Source organism: Nocardia amikacinitolerans NBRC 108937 (genome assembly GCF_001612615.1).
GTDB lineage: Bacteria > Actinomycetota > Actinomycetes > Mycobacteriales > Mycobacteriaceae > Nocardia > Nocardia amikacinitolerans.
In genome coordinates this window covers 159335-174412 of record NZ_BDAU01000031.1, presented here as the reverse complement: position 1 = coordinate 174412, position 15078 = coordinate 159335, and the positions used below count along the sequence as shown (strand labels likewise).

Here is a 15078-nt window from a genome sequence, read left to right as displayed (position 1 = left end):
ATGCGGCGGAACACCCGCGCGCGCGTGACCTCCCGGATGCGCCGAGGTGCCGGAGGGCGGCGGACTCCCGGATTGCGCTGGGCCGCAGGACTGCGCGGAAGTCCCAACAGGGGTGGCGGCTTCGGGGTGCGCTGAGCCGCCGGTCTGCGGGTGCACAGGCGAAGCGCCTGTGTGCATCGGGTGAGACGCGTGCGCTGGGCTGCCACTGCGCGGCGGAACACCCGGGCGCGGCTGGTCGCCCGATCGCCCGGGTGTGGGGCGCGGCGGAACCCCGGTTTGCGCTGGTCCGCGGGACTGCACGGGAACTCCCTCGTGCGCCGGTGCGCCCGTGTGCGTCGGGCCGCCGGTATACGGCTGCGTACCCACCGGTGCGCCGGTGTGCGTCGGACCGCCGGTATGCGGCTGTGTGCCGACCGGTGCGCCGGAGTGCGTCGGGCCGCCCGGGTGCGGCACGCCCGCGTGCGGCGGACGTCCGTCGGGGACGTAGCCGGTGCGAGGCGGCACGCCCGGGTGGGTGGCGAAGCCGGTGTGGGGTGGGATGGGCCCGGTCATCGGGTGCGGCGCCGGCGAACCGGAGGCCAGGGCTCGGCGGGCGGCGGTGGCGAAATCGGTGCAGCTGGGGAATCGGTCGGCGGGGCGTTTGGCGAGGGCGCGGGCCATGACCGCGTCGAGGGCCGGCGGCAGACCCCGACGGGTGCGGGACAGCGGCGGCACCGGCGTGTACATGTGTCCGTTCATCACCGCGGCGGGGGTGCTGCCGGGGAAGGGCACGTTGCCGGTGAGCATCCAGAACAGCGTGCAGGCCAGCGAGTACTGGTCGGCGCGGTGGTCGAGCGGCTGTCCGCTGAGCTGCTCGGGCGCGGCGTAGGCGAGCGTGGCGGTGATGGTGCCCGCCGAGCTCAGCGTGGTGTCCGCGTTGCGCATGCCCGCGATGCCGAAGTCGGTGAGCAGCACCCGCTCCGGCTGCCCGATGGGCGCCTTGGCCAGCAGGATGTTGGCCGGTTTCACGTCGCGGTGCAGCACACCGTTGGCGTGCGCGAAGTCCAGCGCGGCGGCGGTCTCGGCGATGATCTGCACCGCCCGTCCGGCGGCGAGCACGTCGACGTCGGCGCTCGCGGCGTCGGAACCTGCCACGAACTGCATGGAGATCCACAGCTGCTCGTCCTCGGCGCCGCGGTCGTAGACGGTGACGATATTGGGATGGTCGAGCTGGGCGACCAGATCGGCCTCCCGCTCGAAGCGTCCCCTGATCTCGACATCACCGTAGAGTTCGCGATCGAGCAGCTTCAGCGCGGTCATCCGCGGCAACCGCGGATGCTGGGCCAGATACACCGTGCCCATGCCGCCCTGTCCGAGCACGCGCTTGATGACGTAACCGGCAAAGATCTCGCCAGTACGCAGCAAGGTGATTCACCCCCCTCATCGGGTCGAGCACGTGGATCCTACCGATGTATCTCGCGGAACCACGTGGGCGCAACAGTCCTTCGATTCTCGGCTATTCGCCGCCGTATCGCCGGTTTCCCGCGATGTCGGTGCCGCCCACTACGCTGAGCCCCATGCGGATTGGAGCACACGTCCGGCTCGACAGCGATCCGATCGGCTTCGGTGAGAAACTCGGCGCCGATGTCATCCAGATGTTCGTCGTCGACCCGCAGAGCTGGGACAAACCCGTCCCACACCCGAGGACCGAGGAAATCCTCGCCAGCCCGATCGATGTGGTGGTGCACTCCTCCTATCAGATCAACGTGGCGAGCCTGAACAACCGGCTGCGGATGCCCTCGCGCAACGCGGTCGCCCAGCAGGCCAAGGCCGCCGCGGAACTCGGGGCGTTCGGCCTGGTCGTGCACGGCGGCCACGTCCGCTCCGACGCCGAGGTGGAGACCGGAATCGACAACTGGCGCAAGCTGTTCGAACGCCAGCAGGACAAGGGCGGCTTCGCGGTGCCGATCCTCATCGAGAACACCGCGGGCGGCAACCACGCCATGGCCAGGCATTTCGACACCATCGCCCGGCTGTGGGACGCCGTCGGCGACTTCGGCGCGGGCTTCTGCCTCGACACCTGCCACGCCTGGGCGGGCGGCGAGGAACTGCTCGGCGTCGTCGACCGGATCAAGGCCATCACCGGCCGCATCGACCTGGTGCACCTGAACTCCTCGCGCGACGAGTTCAACTCCGGCGCCGACCGCCACGCCAACTTCGCCGACGGCACCATCGACCCGCAACTGCTCGCCGAGGTCTGCCGCAGCGCGGACGCGCCGGTCGTGCTGGAGACTCCCGCCGAGGGCGTCGTCGATGACCTCGCCTACCTCCGCGAGCACGTCGGCTGATTTAGCCGGGCGACTAGCTCGCCATGCTGAGCACGTCGGCTGCCATACCGTCGCGCGGTGGTGGCGCACAGGTTTCGCACGCCTCACACAGGCGCTGGCTATGTGAGGCGTACACGGGATGTGTGGCAGGCGAGCGGACGTGGCGCCGAACTCACGCCGCGGTGCGGGCGCGCCCGGCCCCCACGCGCCAGGCGGCGGTGCGCGCCGAAGCGCCTCGCACGTTGCGGGCACATCTGCTGATCCAGCGGCGGCGGCCGGCTCGCCATGCTGAGCACACCGGGTGCCATACCGTCGCGCGGGGTGGTGGCACACAGGTTTCGCACGCCTCACACAGGCACTGGCTATGTGAGGCGTACACGGGATGTGTGGCAGGCGAGCGGCGCGGCGCCGAACTCACACCGCGGCGGGGCGCGCCCGGGCCCCACGTGCCGCGGCGGGGGCCCCGCGCCGAAGGACCCCGCAGGTTGCGGGCACATCTGCTGGTCCAGCGGCGGCAGCTGGCTCGCCATGCTGAGCACACCAGCTGCCGTACCGTCGCGCGCGGTGGTGGCACATAGATTTCGCACGCCTCACACAGGCACTGGCTATGTGACGCGTACACGGGATGTGTGGCAGCCGAGCGGACGTGGCGCCGAACTCACGCCGCGGCGCGGGCGCGCCCGGCCCCCACGCGCCAGGCGGCGGTGCGCGCCGAAGCACCCCGCACGTTGCGGGCACATCTGCTGATCCAGCGGGGCGGCTGGCTCGCCATGCCGAGCACACCAGCTGCCGTACCGTCGCGCGGGGTAATCGCACACAGGTTTCACACGCCTCACATAGGCACTGGCTATGTGAGGTGTACACGGGATGTGTGGCAGGCGAGCAGACGTGGCGCGGGGGCGTCCGGGCCACGAACCGCGGCTGGGGCCCGCCGAAGCACCCCGCCGTTGCGATCACGTCAACGGAAACCCTGGTAGAGCCTCTTTGGAGGGCCGCTGCTGATCAAGCCGGGGGCAGCACAGCGCGCAGCGGTTCGACGAACCGTTCCGGCTGCTGGGCGAACCCGGTGTGATCGCCCGGGAACAGCGTCGGTTGCACACCGAGGGCCGCGGCCAGGGCGCGTGTGGTGCGATCGCAGAGCTGGCCCGTGGAGTCCTCGCCGATGCCTGCGACGATGGGGATGCCCGTTCGGCGAAGGGCGTCGGTATCGGGCCGGTAGTGGGTGGTCGCCCGCAGTTCGTGGGCGAACCACCGGCGTTCGTCGGCGAGAGCGCGCGGATCGCGCTCACCGCCGAACATCATCTCCAGCACGCCCTCGGGCAGGTGAATGTTGGCTTGCGCCATGAACTTTCCCCAGGCGCCGAGCACATCGCCGCGCAGGTAGGTGGCGATCATGTCCTCGGTGCCCGCGTGCAGGCTCTCGGCATCGTCGAGAAGTTCCACCAATGGCGGCTCGTGCGCGATCACCGTGCGCACCTGATCGGGCCGCGACTCAGCGAGCGCGAGCGCGGTGACCGCACCGCCGCTGGACCCGAACACCGCCGCGGGCCCGGCATCGAGGTGGGTCAGCAGTCCGGACAGATCGGCGGCGCGCAGTTCCGGAGTGGTGTCCTGTTCCCGATCGTCCAACACGCTGCGATTGCTGCCGCGCGGATCGCTGGTGAGCACCGTGTAGTCCGCGGCGAGCAGGTCTGCCAGCGGCGCGAAAGCGTCGGCATCCATGGGCGCGCCGATGAGCGCTACCAGCGGGCCATGCCCGCGCACCTCGTAATGCAGGGTCGCGTGGGCGACCCGGAGGGTGCGAGCGGAGGGGACTATCGAATTCCGGGTCATCGCGGTACTCCTACACCTTCGAGAGATAAGTTAACTGAACCGTACAGTAAAGTAAAACTGTACTCAAGTGTTAAGTTGTGACTAGAATGGCCTGGTGGCCCGAGACAGCAGCACCCCGGCACCAACCGGCAAACGCGCCGAGCGCAGTCGGCAAGCGATCCTGACCGCAGCCAGGGAGCTGTTCATTCGCTCCGGGTTCGATACCGGCATGGACGCCATCGCCGCCGCGGCGGGCGTGTCGAAAGTGACCGTCTACAACCACTTCCCGAGCAAGGAAGAGCTGTTCACCGAGGTCGTCGGCGAGGCCATGGACGAGGCGCGGGCGAGTCTGGCGGAGGTGCGCGCCGAACTCACCGACACCGTGGATCCGCGCGAGGCGCTCCTGCGCGCCGCCCGCAGCCTGATCGACTCCGCCACCGATCCCTCCCGATTGGCTCTGCGGAATCTGGTCACCGGCGAACTCCGCCGCTTCCCGGACCTCGGCCTGGCCTACCAGCAGCGCGGCCCCGCGCTGTCGGCCGCCGCGACCGCCGAACTGCTCGGCGATCAGCACGACCGAGGGCAACTGAACATCCCCGACATGGATGTCGCGGTCACCCAGTTCTTCGCGCTGACCATTTACCCGCACCTGATCGTCGGCTCCCTCGGCTCCAGCCTCCCGCCAGATTCGGCGGACCGCCTGCTGACTGAGGGCGTGAAGACCTTCCTCAGCCGCTTCGGCGGCTGAGCGCCGACCGACAGCCGCTGCCACGACCGGTCGGCAACTCGGCGATCAGCGCATCGGCCAGGCCGGTGCGCGGGACCCACCCCTTGCGATCACCCCGACGAAAACCCTGGTCACCTCCCTTTTCCGAGTGGTGTGCTCTACCACGCACAACCCGTTCGGATCAGCGAAGGTGACCACACATGACGATCGCACCCGCCCCCACAATCTCGGTGACCAAGCTCGGCGCCCGCATCGGCGCGCAGGTCGACAACGTCCGGCTCGGCGGCGACCTGGACGCGGCGTCGGTCGAGGTGATCCGTCGCGCCCTGCTCGAGCACAAGGTCGTCTTCTTCCGCGGCCAGGAGCAGCTCACCGAGGACGCGCAGTACGAGTTCGCGAGCCTGCTCGGCACGCCGACGACACCGCACCCGACCGTCACCTCGCACGGTGTGAAGAGCCTGGCCATCGACTCCGAGTACGGCAGAGCCAACAGCTGGCACACCGACGTCACGTTCGTCGATCGCATTCCGAAGGCCTCGATCCTGCGCGCGGTGACGCTGCCGACATACGACGGGTCCACCACCTGGGCTTCCACCGTTGCCGCCTACGAGTCGCTGCCCGAGCCGCTGAAGTTGCTTGCCGAGAACCTGCGCGCGGTGCATACCAACGTGTACGACTACGCGGCCGCGCACGGGAGCAAGGCCCGGCCGAACACCGCCGAGTACCGCGCCGAGTTCGAGTCGACCTACTTCGAGACCGAGCACCCGGTGGTGCGGGTGCACCCCGAGACCGGCGAGCGGGCGCTGCTGGTCGGGCACTTCGTGAAGAACTTCGTCGGCCTGTCCGGCGCCGAGTCCCAGGCGCTGTTCCGGCTGTTCCAAGATCGGGTGACCCGCCTGGAGAACACCGTCCGCTGGAACTGGCAGCTCGGTGACGTGGCGATCTGGGACAACCGTGCCACCCAGCACTACGCCGTCGACGACTACGACGACCAGCCCCGCAAGCTGACCCGCATCACGCTGGCCGGTGACGTCCCGGTCGGCGTGGACGGCGCACCGAGCACCGTCGTCGCGGGCAACGCCGAGCACTACTCGATCGTCGAAGAGGTCTCCCGCGCCGCCTGATTGGCGAAATGCGCCGAAGCCCGCCCCCGGTCCGCGATACGCGCGCACGGCGCGAGACCGAGGGCGGGCCGAGGTCGGGAGCCCGATTAGTCCACACTATTGGCCATGAGTATTCGGCCGTTGGACGGAGTTCGCGTCCTCGAGCTCGGCAATTACATCGCGGCGCCGACCGCCGGGCGCATACTCGGCGACTTCGGCGCCGAGGTCATCAAGGTGGAACGGCCGAAGGCCGGCGACGAGTTGCGCAACTGGCGGCTCTACGGCGGCGACACCTCGATGCTGTACCGCACCGTCAACCGGAACAAGAAGTCGATCACCCTGGATCTGCGCACCGACGAGGGCCGCGCGGTGGTGCTCGACCTGGTGAAGCACTGCCACGTGCTGCTGGAGAACTTCCGGCCGGGCATGCTGGAGAAATGGGGACTCGGGCCCGAGGCGCTGAACGAGGCCAACCCCGACCTGGTGATCACCAGGATCTCCGCCTACGGGCAGACCGGGCCGATGTCGTCGCGGCCCGGTTTCGCCGCGGTCGCCGAGGCCGTCGGCGGGCTGCGCGAACTGGTCGGCGACCCGGACCGTCCCCCGGTCCGGGTGGGCGTCTCCATCGGTGATTCCATCGCGGGCATCTACGCCGCCTTCGGCACCGTGATGGCGCTGTTCCAGCGCGAGCGCACCAACGGCGTGCCGCTGACCGAACGGGTGATCGACGTCGCGCTGAACGAGGCGATCCTCTCGGTGATGGAATCGCTGGTCCCCGACTACCTGGCCTACGGCATCAACCGGGAACGCGTCGGCGGGCGGATGGAAGGCATCGCGCCGAGCAACGCCTACCCCTGCCGGGACGGTTTCAGCATCATCATCGGCGGCAACGGCGACGCCATCTTCCAGCGCTACATGCGGGTGATCGGCAGGCCCGACCTGGCGACCGATCCGGAGCTCCAGGACAACGCGGGCCGCTGGCGCCACCGCGAGCGGCTGGACGCCTCGATCGGCGAATGGACGATCAAGTACACCAGGGACGAGGCGCTGAAGATCCTGGATGACGCGGGCATTCCGTGCGGCCCGATCTACACCGCCGCCGACATCGTCGCCGACGAACAGTACAAGGCCCGCAACATGATTCAGCCCTTCCCGGTGGACGTCGGCGAACCGGAGCCGAAGACGGTCGGTTTCCCCGGCATCGTGCCGGTCATCGGCGGCCAGTCGCTTCTCATCCGCAACGTCGGCCCCGACCTGGGCGAACACACCCGCGAGGTGCTCTCGGGCCTACTCGGCATGAGCGAAGCCGAGATCGCGGCCGCGGCGGGGTATGGCGAGGGCGAGGTGCTGGCATGAGCCGCAGGCGTGGTCGGCGCAGGCCGACGGGCCGCAAGTCGTGGGAGCTGCGGGCGCCGGGACACGTGCGGCCGACGGTGCACCCGAATCCGGCGGGCGCGAACCAGAAGCCGTGGGCGGGCGTGATGTGCGTGCCGCCGCAGGCGCGGGAGGACCGACGATGACCGACGACGTGGTGTTGCGCGATGTGACTCTGCGCGACGGCCTCCAGCTGACCGGCAAGACGCTGCCGGTGGAGCGGAAGGTCGAGATCGTGCGCGGCCTGCTCGCGCTCGGCGTGCCCGCGCTGGAGATCGGTTCCATGGCGCGGCCCGATCTGGTGCCGCCCATGGCCAACACCATGGACCTCGTCGCGGCACTGAGCCCGGAGGAGCTGGAGCGCTGCTGGGTCTGGGTGGCCACGCCGCGTCACGTCGCCAAGGCCGCGGCGGCGGGCGTGCGCAACTTCCAGTACTGCTTCTCGGTCTCCGACGCCCACAACCAGGCCAACATCGGCCGCCCCACCGAGGACAGCATGGCCGTGCTGCCGGAGGCGGTGCGCTTGGCCCACGAGGTCGGCGGCGCCATTCAGCTGTGCTTGGCGACCAGCTTCACCTGCCCGTTCGACGGCCCGGTGGATCCGGAGCGGGTGCTCGCGATCGCGAACGACCCGCGCACCGAGGGCACGGGCGACATCGTCCTCGCCGACACCCTCGGCCAAGCCCATCCGGCCCAGGTGGCCGCGCTGATCTCGGCGGTTCGCGAGCGAACTCCGCAGCGCCGCATCGTGTTCCACGGCCACGACACCTGGGGTATGGGCGTTGCCAACACGCTGGCCGCGGTCGGCGCGGGTGCGGGCATGGTCGACGGTTCGCTCGGCGGACTCGGCGGCTGCCCGTTCGCGCCCGGCGCGAGCGGCAACACCTCCAGCGAGGACATCCTGTTCGCCACCCGCCCGGACTGGTTCGCCCCCGCCACCTTGGCCGCGCTCGTCGAGCTGACCGAGAGCCTGCTCACCGAGCTCGGCGAACCGAACCGCTCCCGCACCGCCGAGGGGGCGCGTTCCAAAGCGGCGGCCTTCGAATGGGTCGTCGGCTACTCGAACACGTAGTTCGCGAATTCGTGGACGGCCTCGTAGCCGATCGCGCGGTAGATCTTGTTCGAGGTGGGATTCGCCAGATCGGCGAACAGGCAGACGTCGAGGCCGTTGCGGCGCAGGGTGTGTGAGACATGCGCGGTGAGCGCGGACGCGTAACCGCGGCCGCGCTCGGCGGGCGGTGTGTAGACCGGACCGATACGGGCCAAGCCGCCCACCGGAACCTGGTGCGCGACAAGGCTCACCGGACGCCCGCCGACCTCCCACAACCACCAGCGTCCCGCCGCGACGCGTCCTCGAACGACGCTCGGGCTCGGAAACGGCGGCGGCAGAGCGCTTTCGATGTGCATGGCCTCGGACCATTCGACGCACAGCGCGACATCGCGGCCCATCGCCCGGCGCGGCCCGCCCTCGACGGCCGCGGGGAAACGCAGCTCGCCGAGTCGGAAAAGCCTGGTGCGGAACAGCTCACGGCGCTCGGTCCCGCGCAGCGCGCACCAATGCTCGGCGAAAGCCTCCGCGTCGGCGACGATCCCTTCGACGCCGCTGTTGTCCGGAGCCGCGGCGGCGAACGCCTCGGCGACCGGACGCAGGCTCGGGGTGGGTAGCTCGCCGAGGTAGACCTCGCGGCCGCCGGCCCGCATGGCGACGCCGACGACCGCACCGTCCGCGGCGCGCACGGAGAGGAAGCGCGACCGCACGCCGGCCGCCTGCCGACGTTCGACGTGGTTGGCGACCCCCGTGGCGATCACGGTGTGCCGCAGCAGATCACGGCTCAGGAAGGACTCGGTCGCGGCACGGTAGGCGACCGCGTCTTCGGTGATCTCGATCCGCATTCGGCGTACGGGTCCGAATCAGTCCGCCCCGCTTCGGCTCCCGCTGTCGGCGCGGATCTTCAGCAGCACGAGCCCCGCGGTGCACGCCAGAATCAGTCCGGCGACGGTGATCTCGACGTGTAACCCCGCAATGCCGAGTACTGCCCCGACGACACCGCCGAGGAAGAACAGCCAGCCCAATGCCCGCGCCACGATCGTGGACACGGCGCCTGCGGGCGATTTCGACACTTCCTGCTTCGCAGGTTCTGCCGTTTCGGCGGTCGCGTCGGCCGCCGGTAGCGGAGAGGTCGAGTATGCTCCCATCATCTTCTCCTCGGTGACGCCGATCAGAGTGTTGCCCTCGCGCAGCTCGACCAGCGCGTCTCTCATCCTGGTATAGGCGTCTCACGCGTAACTTCGATCACATACGCTACGGCCCGTAGACGTCGTTGTGCCGCGACACGTGCCCGCGACACGCCGACGAGATCAATTCGATATCTGAATTATCAATGTTTAAAAGTGCCGCCGAGGCGCGCCGACACCGACCCGCCCGTCTGGCCCGGCCGGCACACCTGGATTATGGTGAGGCCACTCGAAACTGACGAGGAGTGTCCCGGATGGAGAGCAGCAGGGCCAAGATCGCGGGTCCGGCGATCGCAGCGGGGGCGGTCTCGGTCGGTCTGGTCCTCATCGGCTCCTGCGGGCTCGGCGGCGAGGACACCTACGTCCCGCCACCACCGCTCAAGGACGGCCCGGCCGCCGCGGCCGTGGTCCACGACGACGGTTCCAGCGCCACGGTGCCGCGCATCGTCATTCCGCCCTCGCCGACCTGGCAGATGGCGCCCGCCGGGCCGCCGCGCAGGCCCGCCGGATACAGCACGATGACCGTTCCGCCGGAAGAACAATCGCAGATCGACGGCACCTCATCCGAGCGAACCACGACGCCGCGCACCGCCGCACCCGAAACGCCAAGGGAGACCGAGGAACCGACGACCACGCGGCGAACACTGTCGGCCACGACACCGCCGCCGACCGAGGACGAGGAACCGACGACCCGCCGCCCGACCGCCACACCGCGGTCGAACTCCACCGGGGACGAAGACGAATAAGGCGGCGGCACGGAGCTTTCGCCCGCACCGCCGCCCCGATCCCAGCGGTCTTACAGCTCCGGCAGGTCGTAGTCGCCGACCCGGGCGCTGAGCACCTTCAGGTGGTCGAGATCGCCGCCGAGCGTCCGGCCGATTGCGGTGAGCCGCGCGACGTAGTGGCCGACCGGGTACTCCGCGGTGACACCGATGCCGCCGTGCATCTGGATGGCCTCCTGTCCGACGTGCCGTGCCGCGCGTCCGACCTGAAGGCGGGCGCGCGAGGCGACCACCGGATCGTTGTGGCCGTCGGCCAGCGACGCGGTGACGTACAGGCTCATGCTGCGGGCCAGTTCCAGCGAGACGTACATGTTCGCCGCGCGCTGGGTCAGCGTCTGGAACTTCGACAGCGTGACGCCGAACTGCTTGCGCGTCTTCAGGTATTCGGTGGTGAGCCGCAGCGACTCCTCCATCGCGCCGATGGATTCGGCGCACAGACCGGCGTGCGCGTGGCCCAGTGCGATCTGCACCGCCTCGGCCGCGTCGAGCGTGTCACCGAGCAGTTCGGCGCGGGCCTTGTCGAAGGTGATCTGCGCGCCGCGCTGGCCGTCGACGGTGCGGAAGGTCTTGCGGGACACTCCTTCGCCGTCGGCGGCGACCAGGAACAGCCCGACGCCGCCGCCCGGCAGCACCGCGCTGACCACCAGCTCGTCGGCGCAATCGCCGTGCGCCACCGGGTTCTTCACGCCGGTCAGCAGGTAGCCGTCGCCCTCGGCGGCGGCGCTGGTCGCGAGATCGGTGGACGGCCAGCGCACACCGGGCTCCGCGTGCGCGAAGGCGAGCAGCTTCTCGCCGGCAGCGACGTCGGGCAGGACCCGCTGCCGCTGTTCGGCGCTGCCGACCAGACCGATCAACGCACCCGGCAGCAGGACCGCGTCGAGCAGCGGCTCCGGCGCGAGGCGACGGCCGATCTCCTCCAGCACGACCATGGTCTCCACCGGACCCGCGCCGACGCCGCCGTCCTCCTCGGCGAAACCGAGGCCGAGCACGCCGAGTTCGGCGAGCTGGCGCCACACGTCGCGGCTCCAGCCCAGCTCGGTGTCGGTCACCTTCAGCCGGGACTCCGGGTCGTAGTTGCGGGCCAGCACGTCGCGCACGGTGTCGCGCAGCATGACCTGTTCATCGGTGAGTTCGAATTCCATGGCCAAGCCTCACAATCCGAGGATCGTGGAGGCGATGATGGTGCGCTGCACCTCGCTCGAACCTCCGTAGATGGTTGTCTTGCGGTAGTTGAGGTAGCTGGGGCCGCTGCGCTGCGCCCAGCCGGGGGAGGCGATCTCCTCCGCGTCGACCGGAAGCGCGTCCGGTCCCGCGATGTCGAGCAGCAACTCGGTGGCGGCCTGCTGTAGCTCGGAGCCGCGCATCTTGAGCACCGAGGAGGCCGGGTTCGGCTTGCCCTCCGTGGAATTCGAGACCACCCGCAGCTGGGTGAGCTCGAGCGCGAGCAGTTCGTTCTCCAGCTCGGCGACCCGCGCCGCGAACACCGGGTCCTCCAGCAGCGAGCCGGAGCCGGACTTGATCTGGCGCGCGTAGTCCTTGGCGACGCCGAGCTTGACCTTGGTGCGGCCGACGCCGGTGATGCCGGTGCGCTCGTTGCCGAGCAGGAACTTGGCGTAGGTCCAGCCCATGTTCTCCTCGCCGACCAGCTGATCGGCGGGCACCCGCACGTTCTCGAAGAAGACCTCGTTCACCTCGTAGCCGCCGTCGATCAGCTTGATCGGGCGGATGGTTACGCCGGGGCTCTTCACGTCGAACAGCAGGAAGGAGATGCCCGCCTGCTTCTTCGGCGCGTTCGGGTCGGTGCGGACCAGGCAGAAGATCCAGTCGGCGTACTGGGCCAGCGTGGTCCAGATCTTCTGACCGTTGACGATGTAGGAGTCGCCGTCGCGCACCGCGGTGGTGCGCAGCGAGGCCAGGTCCGAACCTGCGTCCGGCTCGGAGAAGCCCTGGCACCACCAGATGTCGAGGACCGCGGTCGCGGGGAGGAAGCGCTCCTTGATCTCCTGCGAGCCGAAGTGCGCGATGACCGGTCCGACCATCTGGGCGTTGAACGTCAGCGGCTCGGGCACCGAGGCCAGCTGCATCTCGTCCTGCCAGATGTGGCGCTGCATCGGCGTCCAGTCTTTGCCGCCCCACTCCACCGGCCAGTTCGGCACGGCGAGACCGTTGTCGTTGAGGATCTTGTGGGCCGTGACGATGTCTTCGCGGGAGAGCTCATGGCCGTACTTGACGCGCTCACGGATCTCCGCGGGGATCTGGGTGCGGTAGAACTGCCGCAGCTCGTCGCGGAAGGCCACCTCGTCGGGGGACAGGGATATTTTCATACGCAACTCCCGTTGTGTCTCGTACTTCCGAGTCAAACCTACCCCTCGGTGATCCGCCACTGTCGAGTGGATCACATTCGCCGTCCGGTACGCAGGAGACGTCGCCGACATCGGCCCACGGGGCCGCGCAACCCGTCGGCGACCGGGCAGATCTCGCTCGGCCCACTCGGCGGCGGTCAGGGTCGGCTGGTACGTTGCTGCCCAAGGTCGGGTTCGTATTCGAGGAGAACAAGGTGAACGGCAGAACCTTCGCGCGCGCGGCCGCGACTGTGACCTCCCTCGGCATCGGCGCGGTTCTGACCTTCGCCGGGCCCGCCGCCGCGGCGCCGGACGCGTCGGTCGACCAGGCCGTCGCCCACCTCACCGAGCGAGCCGGAACCGACCAGGCCGCACGCGCGGGCGTCGAGGCGCTCGGCAATTACACCAAGCTCGTCGACGTGGCCCAGCTGCGCGACATCGCGGGCAACTGGGCGCCGTTCGCCTACGCCGCGCCCACCTTCGGCTGCGGCACGCACGGCCCGATCACCACGATCATCGCGGCGGGCACCACCGAGGGCGTCAACCCGCACCAGGGCGCGACCCCGGAGCCGGGCACCCTGCGCTTCAGCGCCACCCCGTCGCACTCGGGCGCCCCGCTCACCTCCGGACTCGTCGTAGCGTGGGTCAACGTCAACAACGGACGCAGCGGCCTCGACCCGCTCGACGACGTCACCGAGTTCAACCTGCCGACGCTGTCCAAGACCGTGCACAGCGGACCCGGCACCGTCATCGCGTCGATGTGGGGCATCATCGGATATCCCGGCGCGCACTGCGTGATGACGCCGACGGTGGGGACTTTCGTGGTGCCCGACGCACCACCCGCTGCACCCGCGCCTGCACCCGCCGCGCCTGCTCCGGCGGTTCCCGCGCCCGTCGCGCCGAATCCGTAGCCCCAGAACGCTGTTCCGACGCGTTCAGCCAGGAGGTCGCCGCGAGCCGGAACGCCTGCGGCTGATCAGCCGCGCGCCGGTCCGTTGAGGCATCGACGCTCGGTCATCCGCTCGAGGGCGCGGCCTCGGTTCCGCCTCAGCTGCCTCCAACTCGGCTTCGGCGAGGTCCGTCTTGCTGGAGATGCCGACGGCGGACCGGCACCCGGCGGCTCCAGCAGCGCTGAAAGACCCTGTGGCGGAACAAGGTCCAGCTGGCAGCCGCCCGAGCGCACGGGTGGCCCACACCGCGGCGCCGCCTCGCGTCCCGTTGGTGAACGGCCCGCGAGGCGAGAGCCCAGCGGTCAGGTGAGCTTGGCGAAGAACGCGCGGATGTCGGCGACGTGCATGTCCGGCACCTCCATGGCCACGAAGTGGTTGCCGGTGTTGCCCTCTGGCCAGTGCGCGATGTCGTTGTCCTGTTCGGCGAGTCGCCGCATGAGCGCGGAGCCGCCGCCGTAGACGCCGGTCGGGACCAGCTTCTGCCCGGTGGGCCAGACGAAGCCGTCTTTGCCGAGTCCGTCGTACATCGGCCAGGACGAGGTGCCCGCGGTGGCGGTGAACCAGTACAGGCTGACGTTGGTGAGCAGGTGGTCGCAGTCGATCGCTTCCTCGAGGTGGTCGACCAGCGGCGTGAACTCCTTGAACTTCTGCGTCTGCCAGGCAAGTAGCCCGACCGGCGAATCGTTCCACGCGTGCGCGAAAGTCTGCGGCGCGGCGCGCAACAGCGTGTGATGGTCGACGCCGCCGGTCATCCACTGCTGCATCAGATCCCATTCCGCGCGTTCCTCGGCGGTCATGGTCGGCACGTCCGCCGCGGTCGGCATACCGATGCCGCCGTCGAGGTGCACGCCGACCACCCGATCCGGCGCGGCCAGCGCCATTTCCGGTGCGACATACGCGCCGAGGTCGCCGCCTTGGACGCCGTAGCGCCGGTAGCCGAGGCGGTCCATCAGCTCCACCCACATCCGCGCCACCCGGCCGGTGGTCATCTCGTCCGTCGGCGCCGCGGAGAACGCGAAGCCCGGCACCGAGGGCACCACGACGTGGAACGCCTGCGCGGGGTCGAGGCCGTGCGCCCTCGGGTCGGCCAGCGGACCGATGGTCTTGGTGAACTCGACGAACGAGTTCGGCCAGCCGTGTGTCAGCAGCAGCGGAAGCGCGTCCGGCTCCGGCGATTCGACGTGCACGAAATGCACGTCGAGACCCTCGATTTCGGTGATGAACTGCGGGAACTCGTTGAGCGCCTTCTCCTGCGCGCGCCAGTCGAAGCGGGTGCGCCAGTGCTCGGCGAGCTCGCGCAGGTAGTCGACCTGGACGCCGCGATCCGAGCCGGGCAACTGGGCCGACCAGCGGGTGCGGGCGAGCCGGTCGTTCAGGTCGTCGATCTCGGCCTGCGGGATGTCGATGCGGAAGGGGCGGATGGGGTTGGTCATGAGAACTACGCTAG

At 69.7% G+C, this 15078-nt stretch carries 15 protein-coding genes; 8 read left to right on the top strand and 7 right to left on the bottom strand.

Annotated elements, in window-relative coordinates; translation table 11 throughout:
• Positions 1-1404, bottom strand: a 1404-nt coding sequence (locus NAM01S_RS34275) for a serine/threonine-protein kinase (protein WP_084483209.1), incomplete at its 3' end; no start/stop codon positions are given.
• 152 nt (positions 1405-1556) lie between these two features.
• Between NAM01S_RS34275 and NAM01S_RS23325 the strand changes: the two genes are divergently transcribed.
• Complete coding sequence (locus tag NAM01S_RS23325) at positions 1557-2327, top strand: deoxyribonuclease IV (RefSeq protein ID WP_067788587.1); 771 nt, start codon at positions 1557-1559, stop codon at positions 2325-2327.
• Between the two features lie 981 nt (positions 2328-3308).
• Here NAM01S_RS23325 and NAM01S_RS23320 read toward each other — a convergent pair.
• Positions 3309-4139 carry an alpha/beta fold hydrolase gene (locus tag NAM01S_RS23320; protein WP_067788586.1) on the bottom strand — a complete coding sequence of 277 codons (831 nt, stop codon included), beginning with the start codon at positions 4137-4139 and terminating at the stop codon, positions 3309-3311.
• Positions 4140-4233: 94 nt separating this feature from the next.
• On the opposite strand from NAM01S_RS23320, the gene NAM01S_RS23315 reads away from it, so the two are divergent.
• The 5 genes from NAM01S_RS23315 to NAM01S_RS23300 all read left to right on the top strand — a co-directional run bounded on the left by NAM01S_RS23315 (position 4234) and on the right by NAM01S_RS23300 (position 8394).
• Positions 4234-4866 carry a TetR/AcrR family transcriptional regulator gene (locus NAM01S_RS23315; protein WP_067788584.1) on the top strand — a complete coding sequence of 211 codons (633 nt, stop codon included), beginning with the start codon at positions 4234-4236 and terminating at the stop codon, positions 4864-4866.
• A 179-nt stretch (positions 4867-5045) separates the two neighbouring features.
• The gene (locus NAM01S_RS23310; protein ID WP_067788582.1) at positions 5046-5969 is read left to right on the top strand and encodes a TauD/TfdA dioxygenase family protein; all 924 of its coding nucleotides are present in this window, start codon (positions 5046-5048) and stop codon (positions 5967-5969) included.
• 105 nt (positions 5970-6074) lie between these two features.
• Positions 6075-7304 (top strand): CaiB/BaiF CoA transferase family protein, encoded by a 1230-nt coding sequence (locus NAM01S_RS23305; RefSeq protein ID WP_067788579.1) that lies wholly within the window; start codon positions 6075-6077, stop codon positions 7302-7304.
• Entirely contained in the window at positions 7301-7468 is a 168-nt protein-coding gene (locus tag NAM01S_RS35240; protein WP_157107863.1) for a hypothetical protein, read from the top strand. Before NAM01S_RS23305 ends, NAM01S_RS35240 begins: the two co-directional genes overlap by 4 nt.
• Positions 7465-8394, top strand: a complete 930-nt coding sequence (locus tag NAM01S_RS23300; RefSeq protein WP_067788577.1) for a hydroxymethylglutaryl-CoA lyase-like TIM-barrel protein — start codon at positions 7465-7467, stop codon at positions 8392-8394. Before NAM01S_RS35240 ends, NAM01S_RS23300 begins: the two co-directional genes overlap by 4 nt.
• Here the strand turns inward: NAM01S_RS23300 and NAM01S_RS23295 are convergent.
• Positions 8379-9215: a GNAT family N-acetyltransferase gene (locus NAM01S_RS23295; RefSeq protein ID WP_067788575.1), complete on the bottom strand. Its 837-nt coding sequence runs from the start codon at positions 9213-9215 to the stop codon at positions 8379-8381. The genes NAM01S_RS23300 and NAM01S_RS23295 overlap by 16 nt on opposite strands.
• A gap of 18 nt (positions 9216-9233) precedes the next feature.
• Positions 9234-9584, bottom strand: a complete 351-nt coding sequence (locus NAM01S_RS34270; protein WP_084483208.1) for a hypothetical protein — start codon at positions 9582-9584, stop codon at positions 9234-9236.
• Positions 9585-9811: 227 nt separating this feature from the next.
• Between NAM01S_RS34270 and NAM01S_RS23285 the strand changes: the two genes are divergently transcribed.
• Positions 9812-10303, top strand: a complete 492-nt coding sequence (locus NAM01S_RS23285) for a hypothetical protein (protein WP_067788573.1) — start codon at positions 9812-9814, stop codon at positions 10301-10303.
• Between the two features lie 50 nt (positions 10304-10353).
• On the opposite strand, the gene NAM01S_RS23280 is transcribed toward NAM01S_RS23285, so the two are convergent.
• Both NAM01S_RS23280 and NAM01S_RS23275 read right to left on the bottom strand, forming a co-directional pair.
• A complete protein-coding gene (locus NAM01S_RS23280) occupies positions 10354-11481 on the bottom strand; it encodes an acyl-CoA dehydrogenase family protein (RefSeq protein ID WP_067788571.1) in 1128 nt (375 codons plus the stop codon).
• Positions 11482-11490: 9 nt separating this feature from the next.
• Positions 11491-12663, bottom strand: coding sequence for an acyl-CoA dehydrogenase family protein (locus NAM01S_RS23275; RefSeq protein WP_067788569.1), 1173 nt, complete (start codon positions 12661-12663; stop codon positions 11491-11493).
• Between the two features lie 233 nt (positions 12664-12896).
• On the opposite strand from NAM01S_RS23275, the gene NAM01S_RS23270 reads away from it, so the two are divergent.
• Complete coding sequence (locus tag NAM01S_RS23270; protein ID WP_067788639.1) at positions 12897-13592, top strand: hypothetical protein; 696 nt, start codon at positions 12897-12899, stop codon at positions 13590-13592.
• Positions 13593-13933: 341 nt separating this feature from the next.
• Here NAM01S_RS23270 and NAM01S_RS23265 read toward each other — a convergent pair whose 3' ends face one another.
• On the bottom strand, positions 13934-15064 hold the full coding sequence (locus NAM01S_RS23265; RefSeq protein WP_067788568.1) for an epoxide hydrolase family protein: 1131 nt from the start codon (positions 15062-15064) through the stop codon (positions 13934-13936).
• Between the last annotated feature and the right edge of the window lie 14 nt (positions 15065-15078).

Coding starts and splice junctions, on each gene's coding strand:
- NAM01S_RS23325 (WP_067788587.1), top strand. CDS start 1,557: ATGCGGATTGGAGCACACGTCCGGCTCGACAGCGATCCGATCGGCTTC.
- NAM01S_RS23320 (WP_067788586.1), bottom strand. CDS start 4,139: ATGACCCGGAATTCGATAGTCCCCTCCGCTCGCACCCTCCGGGTCGCC.
- NAM01S_RS23310 (WP_067788582.1), top strand. CDS start 5,046: ATGACGATCGCACCCGCCCCCACAATCTCGGTGACCAAGCTCGGCGCC.
- NAM01S_RS23305 (WP_067788579.1), top strand. CDS start 6,075: ATGAGTATTCGGCCGTTGGACGGAGTTCGCGTCCTCGAGCTCGGCAAT.
- NAM01S_RS35240 (WP_157107863.1), top strand. CDS start 7,301: ATGAGCCGCAGGCGTGGTCGGCGCAGGCCGACGGGCCGCAAGTCGTGG.
- NAM01S_RS23300 (WP_067788577.1), top strand. CDS start 7,465: ATGACCGACGACGTGGTGTTGCGCGATGTGACTCTGCGCGACGGCCTC.
- NAM01S_RS23295 (WP_067788575.1), bottom strand. CDS start 9,215: ATGCGGATCGAGATCACCGAAGACGCGGTCGCCTACCGTGCCGCGACC.
- NAM01S_RS34270 (WP_084483208.1), bottom strand. CDS start 9,584: ATGAGAGACGCGCTGGTCGAGCTGCGCGAGGGCAACACTCTGATCGGC.
- NAM01S_RS23285 (WP_067788573.1), top strand. CDS start 9,812: ATGGAGAGCAGCAGGGCCAAGATCGCGGGTCCGGCGATCGCAGCGGGG.
- NAM01S_RS23280 (WP_067788571.1), bottom strand. CDS start 11,481: ATGGAATTCGAACTCACCGATGAACAGGTCATGCTGCGCGACACCGTG.
- NAM01S_RS23275 (WP_067788569.1), bottom strand. CDS start 12,663: ATGAAAATATCCCTGTCCCCCGACGAGGTGGCCTTCCGCGACGAGCTG.
- NAM01S_RS23265 (WP_067788568.1), bottom strand. CDS start 15,064: ATGACCAACCCCATCCGCCCCTTCCGCATCGACATCCCGCAGGCCGAG.